Source organism: Mesorhizobium sp. P2_B5, from assembly GCF_056404775.1.
Map to the genome: position 1 here is coordinate 306536 of NZ_JBFUDJ010000006.1, position 17415 is coordinate 323950.

20 protein-coding genes and 1 pseudogene are annotated in these 17415 nt (G+C 59.6%); 15 read left to right on the top strand and 6 right to left on the bottom strand.

The window, feature by feature from the left end:
- The first annotated feature begins 247 nt into the window (after window positions 1–247).
- From AC1D1N_RS21480 to AC1D1N_RS21535, 12 genes are all read left to right on the top strand, one after another.
- Entirely contained in the window at window positions 248–3097 is a 2850-nt protein-coding gene (locus AC1D1N_RS21480) for an HsdM family class I SAM-dependent methyltransferase (protein ID WP_477350869.1), read from the top strand.
- Window positions 3098–3293: 196 nt separating this feature from the next.
- Window positions 3294–4028, top strand: coding sequence for a hypothetical protein (locus tag AC1D1N_RS21485; protein ID WP_477350871.1), 735 nt, complete (start codon window positions 3294–3296; stop codon window positions 4026–4028).
- Window positions 4029–4229: 201 nt separating this feature from the next.
- Window positions 4230–5087, top strand: coding sequence for a hypothetical protein (locus AC1D1N_RS21490; RefSeq protein WP_477350873.1), 858 nt, complete (start codon window positions 4230–4232; stop codon window positions 5085–5087).
- 3 nt (window positions 5088–5090) lie between these two features.
- Complete coding sequence (locus AC1D1N_RS21495) at window positions 5091–5918, top strand: radical SAM protein (protein ID WP_477350875.1); 828 nt, start codon at window positions 5091–5093, stop codon at window positions 5916–5918.
- Between the two features lie 139 nt (window positions 5919–6057).
- On the top strand, window positions 6058–6879 hold the full coding sequence (minC, locus tag AC1D1N_RS21500) for a septum site-determining protein MinC (protein WP_477350877.1): 822 nt from the start codon (window positions 6058–6060) through the stop codon (window positions 6877–6879).
- 61 nt (window positions 6880–6940) lie between these two features.
- Window positions 6941–7756: a septum site-determining protein MinD gene (gene minD, locus AC1D1N_RS21505; protein ID WP_029869303.1), complete on the top strand. Its 816-nt coding sequence runs from the start codon at window positions 6941–6943 to the stop codon at window positions 7754–7756.
- Window positions 7753–8025, top strand: a complete 273-nt coding sequence (gene minE, locus AC1D1N_RS21510; protein ID WP_112560940.1) for a cell division topological specificity factor MinE — start codon at window positions 7753–7755, stop codon at window positions 8023–8025. The genes minD and minE overlap by 4 nt, the downstream gene beginning before the upstream one ends.
- 258 nt (window positions 8026–8283) lie before the next feature.
- The gene (locus AC1D1N_RS21515; protein ID WP_477350920.1) at window positions 8284–8724 is read left to right on the top strand and encodes an ArsR/SmtB family transcription factor; all 441 of its coding nucleotides are present in this window, start codon (window positions 8284–8286) and stop codon (window positions 8722–8724) included.
- Window positions 8721–9257, top strand: coding sequence for an SRPBCC family protein (locus AC1D1N_RS21520; RefSeq protein ID WP_477350879.1), 537 nt, complete (start codon window positions 8721–8723; stop codon window positions 9255–9257). The genes AC1D1N_RS21515 and AC1D1N_RS21520 overlap by 4 nt, the downstream gene beginning before the upstream one ends.
- Window positions 9258–9441: 184 nt before the next feature.
- On the top strand, window positions 9442–10020 hold the full coding sequence (locus AC1D1N_RS21525; protein WP_112560971.1) for a dihydrofolate reductase family protein: 579 nt from the start codon (window positions 9442–9444) through the stop codon (window positions 10018–10020).
- A gap of 245 nt (window positions 10021–10265) precedes the next feature.
- The gene (locus tag AC1D1N_RS21530) at window positions 10266–10412 is read left to right on the top strand and encodes a hypothetical protein (protein WP_477350881.1); all 147 of its coding nucleotides are present in this window, start codon (window positions 10266–10268) and stop codon (window positions 10410–10412) included.
- A 124-nt stretch (window positions 10413–10536) separates the two neighbouring features.
- Window positions 10537–11712 (top strand): hypothetical protein, encoded by a 1176-nt coding sequence (locus tag AC1D1N_RS21535; protein ID WP_477350883.1) that lies wholly within the window; start codon window positions 10537–10539, stop codon window positions 11710–11712.
- Between the two features lie 64 nt (window positions 11713–11776).
- Here AC1D1N_RS21535 and AC1D1N_RS21540 read toward each other — a convergent pair whose 3' ends face one another.
- The 3 genes and pseudogenes from AC1D1N_RS21540 to AC1D1N_RS21550 form a co-directional block, all read right to left on the bottom strand.
- The gene (locus AC1D1N_RS21540; protein ID WP_477350884.1) at window positions 11777–11869 is read right to left on the bottom strand and encodes a putative RiPP precursor; all 93 of its coding nucleotides are present in this window, start codon (window positions 11867–11869) and stop codon (window positions 11777–11779) included.
- 54 nt (window positions 11870–11923) lie between these two features.
- The gene (locus tag AC1D1N_RS21545; protein ID WP_477350886.1) at window positions 11924–12022 is read right to left on the bottom strand and encodes a putative RiPP precursor; all 99 of its coding nucleotides are present in this window, start codon (window positions 12020–12022) and stop codon (window positions 11924–11926) included.
- 99 nt (window positions 12023–12121) lie between these two features.
- Window positions 12122–12208 (bottom strand): annotated as a pseudogene (locus AC1D1N_RS21550) (DUF924 family protein); the annotation flags it as partial.
- A gap of 300 nt (window positions 12209–12508) precedes the next feature.
- Between AC1D1N_RS21550 and AC1D1N_RS21555 the strand changes: the two are divergent.
- Entirely contained in the window at window positions 12509–12946 is a 438-nt protein-coding gene (locus AC1D1N_RS21555; protein WP_477350887.1) for a hypothetical protein, read from the top strand.
- A 173-nt stretch (window positions 12947–13119) separates the two neighbouring features.
- Here the strand turns inward: AC1D1N_RS21555 and AC1D1N_RS21560 are convergent, their stop codons facing one another.
- Both AC1D1N_RS21560 and AC1D1N_RS21565 read right to left on the bottom strand, forming a co-directional pair.
- Window positions 13120–13767: a response regulator gene (locus AC1D1N_RS21560; RefSeq protein ID WP_477350889.1), complete on the bottom strand. Its 648-nt coding sequence runs from the start codon at window positions 13765–13767 to the stop codon at window positions 13120–13122.
- On the bottom strand, window positions 13764–15068 hold the full coding sequence (locus AC1D1N_RS21565) for a sensor histidine kinase (protein WP_477350922.1): 1305 nt from the start codon (window positions 15066–15068) through the stop codon (window positions 13764–13766). The genes AC1D1N_RS21560 and AC1D1N_RS21565 overlap by 4 nt, the downstream gene beginning before the upstream one ends.
- 280 nt (window positions 15069–15348) lie before the next feature.
- On the opposite strand from AC1D1N_RS21565, the gene AC1D1N_RS21570 reads away from it, so the two are divergent.
- Window positions 15349–15618 carry an excalibur calcium-binding domain-containing protein gene (locus AC1D1N_RS21570; RefSeq protein WP_477350891.1) on the top strand — a complete coding sequence of 90 codons (270 nt, stop codon included), beginning with the start codon at window positions 15349–15351 and terminating at the stop codon, window positions 15616–15618.
- Between the two features lie 3 nt (window positions 15619–15621).
- On the opposite strand, the gene dinB is transcribed toward AC1D1N_RS21570, so the two are convergent.
- Window positions 15622–16863 carry a DNA polymerase IV gene (gene dinB, locus AC1D1N_RS21575; protein ID WP_477350893.1) on the bottom strand — a complete coding sequence of 414 codons (1242 nt, stop codon included), beginning with the start codon at window positions 16861–16863 and terminating at the stop codon, window positions 15622–15624.
- A gap of 135 nt (window positions 16864–16998) precedes the next feature.
- On the opposite strand from dinB, the gene AC1D1N_RS21580 reads away from it, so the two are divergent.
- On the top strand, window positions 16999–17328 hold the full coding sequence (locus tag AC1D1N_RS21580; RefSeq protein ID WP_436259248.1) for a hypothetical protein: 330 nt from the start codon (window positions 16999–17001) through the stop codon (window positions 17326–17328).
- Window positions 17329–17415 lie beyond the last annotated feature (87 nt).

Sequence of the window (17415 nt, forward strand, 5' to 3'; positions counted from 1 at the left end):
TTTCTAGCGTAACGACGCTATTTGGAACCGAAATGGCCTCAGCACACTGCTTTCAACACACATTGCTTAGTACCTCTGCACGTTCTAAATCTTGAGGCCATAGATTTTTCGCCAACTCGTTGTTGATTCACGTTTTGTTCTCGATAAGATGCGCCTTCGCCGATGACTGCTCCCGCAGGGCTTTTCTTAAAGGTATTGCTAAGGTCAAGTTGCTCTTGAAATGATCCGGTCACTGCCAGATGCATTGTTGAACGAGGTTGTCGAGAGCCATGGTGGTGACTCTTCCAGCGTTCGTTCATTCACGTCGGATGGTCCCGATCTACTGCAGTATGCTACCTTGCTTGCTGCTCGCTCTCACAATGTGGAAGATTTCGGGTCCATCCAAGCGATCTACGAGTGGGACGGCCGGCCACTGATAATTCTTGTGGACGAAACGCAGGTGCGTGATCCAGCACATTTGAGTTTGATACGCCGCGCAGCCGCGATGCGGGGCGATGCGCCTTATCTTGGTGTAGTAGGGTCGGGTAGGTTGACGATTTATGTAGTCGCGCTCGATAGCATCCCGGTTGATGCCGCTCGGCTACAGGCCACGACAGAAGAATCTTCCACACGAGCCCTTATCCCTCATTTGGGGAATACACGTCCCGTTATTTCATCGCGGTGTTGGATCAGTGATATTGTTTTGCGGCTGCTCACGGACACGATCGATGCGATTGTCAAGCAAGGCGTTAGAGACGGAGATGCAATCTCTCTTGTTGGACGAGCTCTATTTATCCGATTTCTAGCAGACCGGGCCTTGCTTAAGGCCGGCACCTTGCCTGCCGGCTTTGATGATCCGGCTACTTTGTTCGATACCCGCGAGGGTGTTGAGGTTACAGCGAAATGGCTTGACGATACCTTTAATGGTGATTTTTTGCCGCTCGCACCAGGTATTGCCAAAACACTGCCAGACGGTGTTCTACTAAGATTGGGAGATGTCCTTCGGCGCGCACCTTCGGGACAGTTATACCTTGGTTGGCAAGAGGCGTGGGACAGGCTTGATTTTGCTCAAATCCCCGTCGGTGTCTTAAGCCAAGCTTATGAGCGGTATTTAAGTCGACATGACCCACTGACGCAGAAGCGTGAGGGGGGATACTATACTCCTCGACACATTGCAGATCTGATGGTCCGGGCGTCTTTTTTAGCGCTTGAAAGGGACGGGCGTGCAGCTGGAGCTCGGGTGCTCGATCCCGCAGCCGGCGCCGGGGTCTTCCTGATCACCGCATTTCGTCAGCTTGTTGCTCAACAGTGGAAAGAGACGGGCAAGCGACCGGACACAGCTGCGCTACGCTCGATCTTGCAGGAAAAAATAACAGGCTTCGATATCAACGAGTCCGCATTAAGATTTGCTGCGCTGGGCTTATATTTGATTTCGATTGAGCTCGATCCTAACCCAGAACCCATACAGAAATTGCGCTTCGAGAATCTTCGACCTCATGTGCTGCGGAAAGTTGAGGTAACGCGTCGAGAAGAGAAAGCCGATCAATCTGATAGGAGTGATGACGATCGACCAGGGCTTGGGAGTCTTGGCCCTGAGATTGGTCAGGAACATCTTGGTGCTTATGATCTGGTCATCGGCAATCCTCCATGGGCTTCCTCAACTCAGCTTCGCGGTTGGAGTTGGCTTGAGAAACATGTAACCCAAATCGCGAGGATGCGGGCGAAAGATAACTCGTTAAAAGCTCCGTTGCCGAATGAAGTCCTAGATCTTCCGTTCTTGTGGCGCTCGCTGGAGTGGGCAAGGCCCGGAGGGCAGATAGCCTTTGCCCTTCACGCAAGGTTGTTGTTTCAACAGGGCGAGACCATGCCTGACGCGAGGAGGACTTTGTTTCAATGCTTAGATATCACGGGGATAATTAATGGTACTGAGCTCCGCCAGACTCGTGTGTGGCCGGAGATTAGTGCTCCGTTCTGCCTTTTGTTTGCCCGCAACTCTAATCCCGCGCCCGGAGCGGCTTTCAAATTCGTTACGCCTAGGCTGGATGATGGACTCAACCAAGCGGGTGCTTGGAGGATTGACGTAACTAATGCCGAAACGGTCTCTCTCGAAGAGGCGCAGCGTCGACCCACCATCTTAAAAACCCTCTTTCGAGGCACTCGTCTTGATGCTGAGGTCCTTGATCGCATCGAAACTCATGGATGGCCGTCTTTGGAGGAGTATTGGGCGGATCTATTCGGCAAATCGAGAGGCAAGCCGAAAGCCTCGGGCAACGGCTTCCAGCGACTCCGTCCCAGTAGTCGTGTCAGGGGGCGTGGGGACGGACTCCCGGGCGCTTCAGCAGCCTATTTGCACGGCTTTCGTTTGGCCGATGCAGAGGATGATCTAGGATTACTGATTGACGCCACCCTCTTGGACGAATTTGCAGAATCTCGTATCCATGATCCTCGCCCTATAGAGATCTTTCGTGGCCCTATACTTATCGTGAGAGAATCGCCCCCGGTCCGAAATGGTAGGATGAAGGTTTCTGTCTCGCAGGATGACATCGTTTACAGCCAGAGCTTTCATGGCTATAGCGCTCATGAGTATGACGATGGCCTGGGTCTGACTAAATACATTGCCCTATTGGTCAGTAGCAAGCTGTCTCTCTGGCGTGCTTTGATGACGAGTGGCCGCTTTGGTTTCGAGCGGGAGGTTGTGGAAAAGTTCATAATCGACAAATTGCCGATCAAGCCTTTTGATGAGCTTACCGGTGTTGATAAAGAAAATATCAACATCCTTTTTGAGAGGGTCAAGCTATACGATGATGAAAGCAGCTGGAGAGATGTTGATCGCTGGGTTTCAGCTTTGTATCAGCTTGAAGAAGCTGATATTCAATGCATAGATGATACATTGCGACTTAACCTTCCATTCGCTGAGAATAGATGGCTGGGGCAAAGCTTGCCAACTCAGTCAGATATGTTCGACTTCTGCACAAAGCTTATTGATGAACTCAAAGAATGGTGGCTTGATGGGCCGCAGTCATTGAAGGTCAATCTGGTGTCCCGATCGCCACTTTCACCTTGGCAGTTTGTGCAGATTGGCGGGCGTGAAGCCGGGCGGGCAAGCTCGATCCTTTAGACCAAGGTCTCATTCAGACTGCGAACGTCATGGCGGCCACGGAGATAGTGGTGGTCGAGAAGAGGGGGAACTGCCTATGGTTGGGCCGATTGAATCAAGCGAGGTATTGGAGCCGGAGCCAGGCGCGTTTGGCCGCACGCCATATTGTGTGGGAACACTCAGACTTTCTCATCGGCGACTTTGAGGCTTAGTCAATATGTCGCTGGTCGCTCGACCTGATCAGGTTGCGGAGCTTACCCGAGGCGTACAGCTCCCCTTACCTGACATTGCTTGGCCTCTCCTTCAGGTTCTTGTTAGTGCGGTCAAGGACGCGTGGAAAGATTTAGTAGCAGCACAGGGGCCTAGTCTTCATGCAAAATCTGAGACCGAGTTGACGACTTTGCTGCAATCACACCTCAATCATGCCCGCGGCAACAGTATAAAGCTCGGACAGATTGTGTCATGTGTTGTGAGGGGCGCCGAAAGTATTAGCTTCGACGGCAGTCATATAGAAAAAAGACCTGATTTGTCGGTGTACATGACGGCCAGAAACGCTAATTTCCCTCTTGTTGTCGAGTGCAAAATTATTGATCACGAACGGGGAAAGGGTATCGATTTATATTGCAGTAAAGGGGTGAAGCGGTTCGTCGATGGTGAGTACGGTTGGGCTTCAGCTCAGGCATTCATGATCGCCTATGTGTGTGATGACTCCTCTGTCGACAACACTCTGACGCCGCATCTCGAAACTGCCGCTGGCTCTAGGGCCGATCCGTTCCGAACCCGAACCTTACCATCGTTCGATAGGCATATGAACGCGCTGACAACGTCGGAGCATGACCGTTCGTTTCGATATATAAACTTTGTTGCGAACGACGATCCTGGCCCAATAGCGATATCTCACGTATGGATAGATGTGCCCGGACCGAATGACTTCTTGTCAGGAGCAGCTTAGGTCAAATTGGGTTCTTGATCGGATGCACCCTTGAGCGCATCGGTTTCCAGATGCGATCTCTCGAAGTGCTTGTTCTTCGCTTAGGGTATCAGCCGGCCGTCCTCGTGTTATATAGATAGAATCGACGCACTATCATCCTTCTGATCGTGCGGAAGCGTGCAGAATGCAGTATATACTGTGAATTCATAGTGGGTTGCAGCGATGAAGATTACGAGACTTAGAGCATTCTATATTGCATTTGGCTTCGACGGTCTGGCGTTTATGGCTGCCGCCTTCGCGGGGAATCTTTTAGTAAGCTATCTTGAAGTAGAGTTAGCGCTATACGTCGTCATAGCTTTCGTGGCAACCTGTATTTACTTGGTTTCGAAATGGTTTATTTTAAATCCTGAGCGGTTGGCGTTGTTGGCGCACAAGTCGCTTGCGGATACTTTGACTGATTCGGCTCAAGCCTACGGCATAGTCGACATATACAATATGCAGCTTCGAAAAGACCAAGACCGTCGGAATAGCGACACGCAGGAGACAATAGACAGTGCGAAGGTCATGCGACTGGCAGCAAATTCTGGCGCCTCATATCTTTCTGTCGGCCTGAATAGGCATTGGTTGAATGTGCGAAATCGACTGGCTGAAAGGACTCCATTTAAGGTTGTGTTGCTTGACCCATTCTCCGCTGAACGACAGCTAAGAAACACCATCAACGCAGCGGGAGAACCGGAAGACAGTAAGTTGCCCTTAGGCGACATCATTCGTGCCTGCAATGAGTTTCCTGAACTTGATATCCGCCTCGCTAGCGAGGGGATGACTTGCACGATTTTCATTACGGATAACGAAGCCTACTTCGATCCCTACCATCTTGGGGCTGAAGGCGGCAGGATTTCCAATCTGTTCATATGCTTACGTGTTGCGAAGATGATTCCTGCCCAAGGCCTTTCAAACTATGAGATGCTAAGCCGGCATTTCGATGCGCTCTGGGCTGCGTCGAAGCCGCTCAACAGATGGCTCGAGGAAAACGAGGCATCACGTGTAAAGCTGCCTGGCCTCAGCGCGCCGCGAGGATAGCTCATGCGGGCGATCATGAATTTTGAACACCGATGTTCGATGAAATGTCGGTGGTGTTATGTGCCGTTCGTGCGCGGGGTGCCGACCTCTTCGGTCAGCGGTGATGTGCTACGCCGCCTTATCACACATGGAATTAATCAGATCACGATTGGTGGCGGCGATCCTACTTCCTATCCTTTTTGGCAAGATTTGGTTGCTCAGGCTAAACGCGCCGGCCTGTTTGTGCATCTCGACACAAACGGCATTGGTTTGCGGCAGAATAACCAGACTGCAGCTGCTTTGTTCTCTCATGTCGACCTCTTGGGGCTTCCGCTGGATGGTTCTAATTCCTCCATTCACGGCGCTATGAGAGATAATCAAAGTCATTTTGAGCTCGTCCTCAACAAAGCGAGATGGGTGCAGCAGCTTGGAGTGGCGACGAAGATCAATACGGTTGTAACGAAGGCGAATGTGGCCGACCTTCGCCAAATGTCTGATCTCGTCCATTCGTTGCGGCCGCACATCTGGAGCATCTACGAGTATTGGCCGCTATCTGTTGGCGGCTTGCAACGAGAGAAGTGGCAGTTGGGAGAAGGCGACTTCGATAGCGCCATTGCGCAACTTCCAGGTTCTCTCGGTGAAACGACTATCGAATTCAATTCGCAGCATGCACGCCGACTAACTTACCCGATCGTCGCTCATGATGGTTCGGTATATATTCATTCGGTCAGCGACGTTGATGGCTTCACCCCGATCGGTTCAGCTTTTGACGAGGGCGTTCTGCAAAGTGCATTCGATTTCTGCAGTGGCGACCGAGAAGCTGCAAAATTCCGCTACCAAAAGCAGAGCTGATTGGCTTGTTGGTGTCTTAGTGAAACGACCAAATTTGGACTGCGGCCTGTCAGGAATTTACCTCCCGCCCACCCTCCCGTTAACCTTTCATTAACCATACCACCGGTAGCGTTTACCTCTCAGTAAGGAATCGCCCGCCGTGACCTTTGCCGCTCCCCTCGAGGCCAAATCCATTCGCTTTCGCGCCCGCTCCTTCGTCGCTTTCACGCTGACGCCGGAGGCGCCTTTGGATGTTTGGCTGGAGAGCCTGGATCGCTGGATCGGCAACTCGCCGGGCTATTTTGCCGGGCGCCCGGTGGTGCTCGACCTGAACGTGCTGAAGCCCGATGTCGTCGCCATCGAGGCGCTGGTCGGCGTGCTCGGCCAGCGCGGCATTCGCGTCTATGCCATGGAGCTCGATGGCGGCGCCGAGCTTGGCGCGCATCTGCCGCCGGTGCTGGTCGGCGCCAAGGAGGCGACCACCGACGGGCTGCTGCAGCCGAGCCGCAAGGCGGGCAGGGCGGAGGATGCGACAGCAGCTACCGATACGAAGCCGACCGCTGATCTCAAGGTCGCACGTGATTCGAAGGCAGGTGATTTGAAGGCGGCGGGCGATGCCAGGCCGTTGTCGCACGACGCCAAGGCGCCGGACGCCGGCACGCTGATGATCCGCTCGCCGATCCGCTCGGGCCAGCTCATCTTCCATCCGCATGGCGACGTCATCGTGCTGGGCTCGGTCGCTTCCGGCTCCGAAATCGTCGCCACCGGCTCGATCCATGTCTACGGCACGCTGCGCGGCCGCGCTTCGGCCGGCGCTCAAGGCAACACGGCCGCCCGCGTCTTCTGCCGCAGGAACGAGGCCGAGCTTCTGTCGGTGGATGGCTGGTATTGCACGGCCGAGGAGATGGACCCGTCAGTCCGGGGCAAGCCTGTGCAGGCATTCCTCGACAACGGCATGCTGCGCATCGCCCCTTTCAGCTAATGCGGCGGGCGCTGCTCGCGCCCGGTCAGCGACATAACGAACAACAACGGAGGCTTTATTGATGGGCAAGGTAGTGGTGGTCACCTCGGGCAAGGGGGGCGTCGGCAAGACGACCTCGACCGCGGCTCTGGGGGCGGCGGTCGCCAAGACCGGCAAGAAGGTGGCGCTGGTCGATTTCGACGTCGGCTTGCGCAATCTCGACCTGATCATGGGCGCCGAGCGGCGCGTGGTGTTTGACCTCGTCAACGTCATCCAGGGCTCGGCAAAGCTGTCGCAGGCGCTGATCCGCGACAAGCGGGTCGAGACGCTGTTCCTGCTGCCGGCCTCGCAGACGCGCGACAAGGATGCGCTGACCGAGGAGGGCGTGGCCGAGGTCATCGGCAAGCTGCGCTCGGTCTTCGACTATGTCTTCTGCGACAGCCCGGCCGGCATCGAGCGTGGCGCGCAGCTCGCCATGCGCTTTGCCGACGAGGCGGTCATCGTCACCAATCCGGAAGTGTCGTCGGTGCGCGATTCCGATCGCATCATCGGCCTGCTCGACGCCCGCACCTTGCGCGCCGAACAGGGCGAGCAGATCGCCAAGCACGTGCTTGTGACGCGTTATGATGCCGCCCGCGCGGCTCGCGGTGAAATGCTGTCGATCGACGATGTGCTGGAGATCCTGTCGACGCCGCTGCTCGGCATCATTCCCGAGAGCCAGGATGTGCTCAGGGCCTCCAATCTTGGTTCGCCGGTGACGCTGTCGGAGCCGCTCAACGCCGCCGCCAAGGCTTACATCGATGCCGCAAAGCGGCTCGAGGGCGAACAGCTGCCGGTCATTGTGCCCTTCGAACGCAAGGGCTTCCTCGACCGTCTTTTGGGAAGGAGGGCGGCATGAACCTGCTCGACATCTTCAAGCGGCGCACCAGCGCGCCGGTGGCGCGCGAACGGCTGCAAGTGCTGCTCGCCTATGAGCGCCGCAACCGCAGCCAGCCAGACCTCGTCTCCATCCTGCGCGAGGAGATCATGGCGGTCATCGCCAAGCATGTGCAGATCGACCAGGACTATCTGCAGGTCTCGATGGACCGCGGCGAGACCATGTCGACGCTGGAGATCGACATCCAGATCCCGAACAAGAGCCCGGTGCCGCTGGCAATGGCGGGGTGAGAGAAACTGCTAATCTCCCCCCTTGTGGGGGAGATGGCCGGCAGGCCAGAGGGGGGCGCTGTCCCGCCGGCCTGTCGATAAGGTTTAGCAGCATCCGAGGTCAGTCCTAACCGATACGACCTGCCGAAACATAGCGATCCTTCGCGCCCCCCTCTGTCCTGCCGGACATCTCCCCCACGAGGGGGGAGATTGCGCTCCCCCCAAAAACATTCAACCAAACGGTTGACTATCAAAAAGCCCGCCTCTATATTCAACTACATGGTTGAATTAGAGACGCCCCAGATGGATCAGGTTTTTCACGCCCTTAGCGACGCCACGCGCCGCAACATGCTCAACAGCCTCGCCGGCGGCGAGCGCACGGTGAGCCAGCTGGCCGAACCCTTTGCCATGTCGCTGGCCGCCGCCTCCAAGCACATCAAGGCGCTGGAGCATGCCGGGCTGATCCGGCGCGAAGTGCGCGGCCGCACCCATGTCTGCCGCCTCGAGGCCCGCCCGCTGGCCACCGCCTATGAGTGGCTCGCCCAGTACGCGCGTTTCTGGAACAGCCGCCTCGWTGTCCTCGAACAGCTTTTGCGCGAGGAGCGCAAAACGCCGATAGCGCAGACGACGCCGGCGCCGGCAAAGCCAGAATCATCCCAGCCAGAATCATCCAGGCCGACATCGCCCAAGCCAACATCATCCGAGGGAGAAGACCAATGAACCAGATGAACAGCTTCGACGGCTACGCTGAGTTGATCCAGCCCGCCACCTTGAGGATCGAACGGCTTTTGCCCGGAACCAGGGAGCGCGTCTGGGAATATCTGACGCAGAGCGACCTGCGCCGCCAGTGGCTGGCGGCCGGCGACATGGATATGGAGGAAGGCTCTTCCTTCGAGCTGGTCTGGCGCAACGACGAACTGACCGACCCGCCCGGCCAGAGGCCGGCCAGCTTCGCTGCCGGCGAGCAGCGGATGCACAACCAGATCGTCGAATGCGATCCGCCGCGCAAGCTCACCATCACCTGGAACGGCAGCGGCAATGTCACGTTCGAATTGGCGCAACGCGGCGACGACGTCCTGCTCACCCTGGTCCACCGCCGCCTGCCCAACCGCTCGAGCCTGATGATGCATGCCGCCGGCTGGCACATGCATCTCGACATCCTGGCCGCCCGCGTAACGGGCGAAAAGCCGGAACCGTTCTGGGACGGATGGAGCCGCCTCATGACGGACTACGACCAGCGCCTGCCGGCCTGACCTGACGCAGGACCTGACCTGACGCATCGTCCGGTCTAACCGGGCGGGGCACCATCGATCCCTTGCGCCGGATGCCGGCGCAAGGGCCGGCGAAACACGCGCCTTCGCCAGCCATCGAGGCGCACACGCAAACTGATGAAACCAAGCAACGTGCTTGCATCCCGCAAGCCTGAAGGAGGAAGTCATGCGTAAATTGATCACTGGAATGAAGATCTCCATCGACGGCAAGATGGAAGGACCCGAAGGGTTCGCCGACTGGGTCGACAACTGGTCGGAGGAATACGGCCTGATGCCTGAGATCGACGCCTGCCTGCTCGGCGGCGTCATGTATGCCGGCTATGAGCGCTACTGGAGCGCGATCCTTGAGAACGAGCCGGATCAGCCGCTGCCGATGACCGGCAAGCTGGTCGACCCGGCCGAGCTCGAATGGGCCCGGTTTGCCGCGAAAACCCCGCACTATGTGTTGTCCAACACCATGACTTCGGCAGCCTGGCCGTCGACGCGCTTCCTGCGCAGCCTCGACGACATCGCCGCGCTGAAGCGCGAGCCCGGCAAGGACATCTACCTCATGGGCGGCGCCCGCATCACCGCCAGCCTCATCGAGGCCGGCCTGGTCGATGAAATGCGGCTCATCGTCTATCCGCTGCTTGCCGGCGACGGCAAGGCGCTGTTTGGCACGGTGCACGCCCGGCACAAGCTGGAACTGCGCAAGGCCGAGGCGCTTTCGGATGGACGGGTGAGCCTGGTGTATGGGGTGGCGTAACCTCGCCAGCCTTGGGTTCCTCGCCCCCGCAAAGCGGGGGAGAGGTGGCCGCGAAGCGGACGGAGAGGGGGCTGCGACGTTGGTGATTTCTCTCTCGTTGAAGGCAGCGCCATTCCCCTCTCCGTCGCGGCTTCGCCGCGCCACCTCTCCCCACTTCGTGGGGCGAGGAACATCCTGCAAACGTCTTCGCTAGCACCCCCACCTGGACCTTCGGTCCGACCTCCCCACAAGGGAGAGGTGCGCAAGTGAACAGATGGGATGTCGCCCTGATGCCGGCCGGCATCGTCATCGTCGAGGCCAACACCAGCCCGGGGCTCGACATCCATCAATGCCATGGCAGCCTGAAACAGACCGCCGAACAGCGCGGTTTCTGGGCCGGAATGGGGATGTGAGACCGATGCCATGGTCAGCCGGTCGCGTGTCCGGTTGCTCAAGAGCCCGCAGCATCGATATATGGCTTGTCGCAGGAGATCCAAATGAGCACAGCGAGGGCCGACAGCATTGCTTGAGCCGTCCGTGATCAAGGCACTGCTCCTGGTCGGGCTCGCCGCTGTCGTTGCGGCTCTCGCCTGGCGGCAGGCGCGGTCGCGTCGCAAGGCCCGGCTGCGTGAAAATCCTGCCAACGACTACGCCGTGCGCCAGGACTGGTCGGGCAACCACGGCAAGCTCAATTACTCTTCCTTTGTCTATTTCGATGCCGATCGCGACGGTCGCTACGGGCTAGGCGACCGGCCGATGGCCGGCATCATGGTCAGACTGCATGATGGCGACGGCCGCTTCGTCGCCGCGGCGCGGAGCAATCGCGGCGGCTTTGCCAATTTCCTGGCGTCGACGAAACGTCGGGCCGCGCCCATTCATGTGCCGGGAAGCTACCGCTTCACCGTTTCGGTGCCGCCCGGCTGGCGGTCGAGCAGCGCCAACGAGGTCCAGTTGCAGCACCTCCGGCCGCTGCCGGGCTCGCCCACCGGGCTGGTCTCGGAAGCGATGCTGCAGCCGGTCGGCCTGTTTCCAATACGCCGGCTCAGCGGCCGCGTGGCGGACGGCGTTTCGGCAAGCGTCTCAGTGATGGCGAAAGGGCAAGAGGTGGCGGTGCATCCGCTCAGTGATGGCGCCGCCTTCCGCCTCGACCTGCCCAATGACGCTGACGCGATCGACATTGCCGGCTGTGGCTTGGACCGACGACTGGCCTTGTCGGCCTATCCGACCGAGCTTGGCCTGCTGTCGCCCGAGAACACGGCTGTCGAGAGCGCAGTGCCTTTGCAGACCATCGGTTTCGACCATGTCACCACGCGCGGCCTGCGCAAGGTGCCGTCCGGTTATGCCGGCTTGACCTGGTTCAACCTGAACGCACTTGCGCGCGATCATACCGAAGGCAGCGAAGGCTACGTCAACGGCAACATCTCGGGAGACCATGTCTGCTATACGAGCAGCGGACACCCCGCGGAATTCTCAAGCGAAAAACCGTTCGGGTTCCATTCCGTAATGCTGACCGCGGCGTGGCTGAAGTCCGAAGGCGAAACCGCACTGGTGGAGAGCTGGCTCGGCGACAAGCTGATCGCCAGCGACACGATCATCCTGTCGGCGCTTGCGCCCGTGCACTACGCGCCGATGCTGGCGGCGGTGACACGCGTGCGCCTTTCCACGAGCCACTATTGGCAACTCGTGCTCGACGATCTGGTGGTTGCGTGCTGAATTTCAGAAAGGATCAGGCGCCCGACTCTGTCCGGACGACTTCGATCAATCGGGATGAAAAGGTTCAGCCCGGGGTAGGGTTGGAAGCACCATTCGCGGTGATTTGCGAGAGCTTGCCCTTCTTGACCAGCACCGGCTTGGAATAGGTCTTCTTCATGCGGCATCTCCAATGTCAGGCTCTAGGCTCAGGCGATAGAAAGACGGAACGATTTCACTCGACCGGGCCGGAACCGGCGCCATTGGTGACGGCCGTAACCCGCGAAAGCTTGCCTTTTTTGACCAGCACCGGCTTCGAATAGGTTTTCTTCACAGTGCATCCTCCACGATCACGCGATAATGCCTGACAGATCGACACTGTCAACCTTTGCGGTACCGTCATCCCGTCTCGACTTTTCTTGTCGCCGATGCGCTAACCCGCAAATCCACCTTCATCTAGAAAGCATTGTTCTTGGCTTTGCATGGCGCGGCCGAGGATCGGGTTGCGGTGCGGAAAGCGTCAACACCATCGTGCCGAAAGTCGCGTTGATGGATGCGGGCCTGGCCTGGCTGGTCGGCATGCTCAAACAGACCGGATGCAGCTAGAGGTTGCAAAAGATAGACTTAAGTCTGACAATTTTACAAAAAAGGTCTGTATTTGCCGAGACAAGGGTCGTAAGCCGCTTTCGCAAGGCCGTCGATTTGTGCTGTTTTAGTAACAACGCCATTCCGGTTGTGGACAAATCGGATTGGTCTTCGCTGACCGTCAGGGGAAGAACAGATTACGCGATTGCGCCAACTCTGCTGGCTTTCCTTGCGGGTGTCCACAACGCTCGCCCTGATTCTTGTGCCCTACCACCTCAGCTTTGACGGCGCCGCCAAGATTGCCGCCAGCAATGCCTTCGCCAAGGATGGCGGCAATGGCGGCGGCGGCGGGGGTGGCGGCGGCAATGGCGGCGGCAATGGGGGTGGCGGCGGCAACAGTGGCGGCAACGGCAACAGCGGTGGAAACGGTAACAGCAACAGCGGCGGTAACGGCAAGGGCAAGGGCAATTCCGGCGCCGGCAAGGCCAGCCATGTGAATTCTGCAACCGGCGACCAGGTCGAGGTCGACGCCACCGGCATCACGGTCACCCATCCCAACGGCATGAAGGAACGGATCCAAAATGGTCGGTTCACGATGAAGGATGCGCTCGACCGCACCATTATCGAGCGGGCGGCGACCCCCGCCGATGTGGCACGTTTGAAAAGTTTGTGAGGCTGGAGCAATTCCAGGAAAAGTGTGAGCGCTTTCCCTAGGGAATTGCGTAAAAACAAAGAGATAGAGCGGTTCGCCGTTTCCGTGAAACGGTGAAGCGCTCTAGCCGCTTTCGCGCGGATGTGTTTTGCCTTAGTGCCTGGCGCGGATGGGTGTCTTCCTTGCGCCGCGCGTCAACTCGCGCGCTCCCGCGCCTCGCGCATCAGCAGCGCCGCCTCGGTGCGGTTGCGGACATTGAGCTTGGCCAGAACCCGCGTCATGTGATGCTTGACCGTCTTCTCCTGCAGCGAAAGCCGTGCGGCGACTTCCTTGTTGCTCAAGCCTTCCGCCACCAGGCGCAGAATATCGGTCTCGCGGCCGGTGAGCTGCTGGAGGGGTTCGGCCTTGCGATTCGCCGGCTGCAACAGGTCCGACAGAAGCCGGGCCGACAGTGTCGGCGAGACATAGCTTTCGCCAGCCGCGACATTGCTGAGGATTTCGGCCAGCGCCTTCGAACCGACACCTTTCAGCACATAGCCGCGTGCGCCGGCATTGAGCGCCTGGGCAACGTCGGCATTGGCTTCCGACACGGTCAGCATGACGATTTTCTGGCCGGGGTGCCCGGCCATGATGTTTGCCGCGGCGGCGAGCCCGCCGCCCGGCATGCTGATGTCGAGCAGCACGATGTCGGGCCGCATGGCCGCGACCAGCCTTTCGGCATCCTCGGCGCTGGCGCCTTCGCCGACCACTTCGAAACCGCCGATCTCGCCGAGGCTGCGCGCTACGCCCTCGCGAAACAACGGATGGTCGTCGACAATGGCAATGCGGATGGCTTGGGTCACGATTGCTCCTCAATGGACAATGTTATCACCAGTCGTGTGCCTTGTGGGCCAGATACAGTTTCAAACTGGCCGCCGATGCTCTCGATACGCTCCCTGAGACCGGCAAGCCCAAGGCCCTCGCTTCTTGCCGGGTCGAATCCGGGACCGCCGTCGAGGACCTCGACGAACAGCTTGCCGCCTTTCATTGCCGCTTTCACCGCCTGATCCCTGCCTTTCCCGTGACGATAGGCGTTGTTCAAGCCTTCCTGGACAAAACGATAGATGCTGATCTTCTCGGAAGGGCCGGGTTCGCGCAAGCGCTTTGGCAGCGTCAGCGAAACCGAGGTTCCGGTCCGCCGTTGGTGTTCGGCGACCACCAGCCGCAATATGTCGAGCACCGCCGCCGTCTCGATCTGCGGCAGGACGAGACCGTTGCAGATGCCGCGTATCTCGCGGATCGCTTCATCAAGCGTTTTGTGGATGTTGGCGATCTCGGCTTCGCGCAGCGCGGTGGGGGCGCCGGGATCAAGCAAGATCGGGCTGTCCATCCTGAGTGCCGCCAGCGCCACGAGCTGGGCCGGCCCGTCGTGAAGATCGGCGCCGATGCGCCTGAGATAGCGTTCGTTGAGCGCGGTGGCGCGGCGCGAGGCGTGCTGCACGCGCTGGCGCAGCGATGAATTCTGTGACAGCAGCGCCCGCAATTCGGCGATCTTGGCCTCGAGTGCCGCCCGCTGGGTTTGGATAGTACGGCTGCCGCGAAAGACGATGCCCGACAAAAGCGCCAATGCCGCCGCCGTTGCGCCGGCCACAACCAGCCAGCTTTGCCATAGGGCGACGTTCAGCGTCGACTCGAAGCCGTCGGCAACCTCGTAGAACTCCGAAACGGCGACGACTTCGCCCGACCAGGGTTCGCGTACCGGATTGTAGATTTCCAGCAGCGGCCCAGCTTCAGTCTTTTTCTCGTATCGGCTCTCGGCATCGTCGTCGAGGTCGTTGTACTCGGCCACGACATTGCCGCTGAAGGCGGCGACCAGGTTGGCGTTGGGCTCGAACACCTTGCCGATCAGCGTCGTATCCTTGGCGTAGAGGATCGTGCCGTCGCGCCGCCACAGCTTGAACGACGCTAGCCGCTTGCCGAGTGCACCCTGGTCGAGCGTCTCGTCGAGCGCCCGCTTGACGGTATCGTCGAGCTCGCGGCTTTTGCGCATGTCTGGCAATAGCGGTGCGATGACGCTGTCGACATAGAGCGCCGTGGTCGCGGCGGAATTGCGCATGACGCCTTGCCGAATTTGCGAGGTCACCCACAGGCCGACCACCAGCATCACCACCAGCAGCCCGATACCGCCGGCAATGAGGAACTGCAGGGCCAGCGACAGTCTGCCCCAACGCTGCAAGAACTCTCCCAGGAAAACCCCAAGCAATCGCACGTCCTGCCTTTCTCGACCCAAGCCTGTTATAGAGGCAGTGCAGCGTTTGCGACATTGCCTGTGCAACTTTTTGCGCCAAGGAAAGGTTTGGCTGCCAAGGATGATGCTCCTGCCGTTCCTGCGTTGGCCAATGCGTCGCCCCCACGGCAGGTCGGGCAGGTTGAGATGGCTGGCCATGCTGGTCCCATTCATCCTGTTGTTCGGCTACATCGTTTCCGGCTTCCTGGGCGTTCGGTTCGACTCGCCCTGGGCCGTGCTCAGGCACCTTGCGGCATTTCCGAACTGTAGCGTTGCCCGTGCCGTCGGCCTGGCCCCTGCGCATATGGGAGAACCGGGCTACTGGCCGACGCACGACGCCGACCATGACGGCATAGCTTGCGAGCCCTGGAATGGGAGAAATGCAAGCGGCGTCAAGGTGCATCGCTATTGGCGCACCGGCCGATAGTTTTCACAGCTCCTTTTCCGCCAGTTCGCGGAAGGCGTCGGGGACCGAGCGCCGGGCTTCCAGCGCCACCGCGCCATAGCCGACCGCCTCTCTGCCAAAGCGCTGGCGGATCTTGTCGATGGCACGGTCGGCGCCAAAGCGCGCCAGGCCCTTTTTGCTGCCGGGCCGCTGCTTCTCGTCATCGAGGCCGAGCGGCAGCTCGAGCTGCAGCTCGGCACTTTCTTCCAGCTGCGACACCGAGATCGCCAGCAGCGAGATGGTCTTCTCCCGAGGGTTGGCGGCCAGCACGCCGCGCACCAGTTCCTCGGCGATTTCGGCCAGCATCGCGGTCGCCGAAATCGGCTGATCGAGCGTCACCGAGCGCGTGACCGCGTGCAGATCGGCGAAACGCACCCGCACCGTCACCGTGCGGCCGGGCCGCGATTTTGCCCTGAGCCGGCTGGCGACCCGGTCTGCCAGATGCAGAAGAACAGGTCCGAACACATGGGCCTCGGCCGGCCGCTTGCCGAGCGCCGATTGCGCGCCGGCCGAATGCGCCCGCCGGTGCGTCTCGAGTTTTCGCGGATCTCGGTTCCACGCCAGCGATGCCAGCTTCTCGCCGGCGGCGGGGCCGAGCAGCCGGCGCAACGCGCCGCTGTGGGTCTTGGCCAACTGGCCGATGGTCTCGATGCCGATCTCGGCCAGCCGCGCTTTGGTCGCCGGGCCGACGCCCCACATCAACCCGACCGGCAGGTCGTGCAGGAAGGCGAGCTCCGTTGCCGGATCGACCACCACCAGCCCGTCGGGTTTCGCCACTTGCGAGGCGATCTTGGCCAGGTGCTTTGTGCGCGCCACGCCGATCGAGATCGGCAGGCCAAGCTCGGCCCGTACACGCCGCCGCACCGTGGCGGCGATCTTGGCCGGCGACCCGAACAGATGCGTGCAGCCGGCGACATCGGCAAAGGCCTCGTCGATCGAGATGCGCTCGACCAGCGGCGTGAAATCGTCGAGCACTTTGATCGCGGCGTCGCCCAGCCTCTGGTACTCGCCGAAATTTCCGCCGACAAAGATCAACTGCGGGCAAAGCTCCCGCGCGCGCCGCCCCGGCATCCCGCCGCGGACGCCAAAAACCCTGGCCTCGTAGGATGCGGCCAGCACCACACCGCCGCCGACGGCAATCGGCTTGCCCCTGAGCGACGGGTCGAGCAGCTGCTCGACCGAGGCATAGAAGGCATCGAGATCCGCATGCAGGATGGTGGGTTCCATCCCGGCCGTTCCTTTGGGCGTTGCAGCATTAGCCGCGTCTGTTGCTAGGGTGGTTTTGACGAACAAATAGAGAACAAACAGGGTCCGCTGTCAAGCGAGGCGCTTGCCTCCAGTGAATTCGCTGGAGAACCGGCCGTGATTGATCTGCCTTCCCGCCGGGCGCAGGGAACATTGTCTCTCGCCACGGCGTTCATGGTCTCGTTGGGACACTGTTTCGTGGAGGCTGGTATGGGCCAGTTCGAGATGATCGACCTCGTCAGCGTCGTTGACGCCTGCACGAGCGATCGCGTTGCCGGGCACTGCGTGTCGATGGCCAAGGCGGTTGAAGAATTGCGAGTGCTGACTGGCGATTTCGTGTCGCCGGACGAGGCGGTGGCCAATGCCCTGTCTGCGGTGGCGCTGAGGCGCGGCTGCGCCGTGCTGTTCGACGAACAGCCGGGCGCCGATATCCTGCTGATGCCATAGGCCCAGATGCCGCAAGCGCTTGAAAGGGCCGTCCTTCCCGGGCGGCCCAATCGACCATCGGCGGTGTTCCGAAAGCCTGCGTTCTGG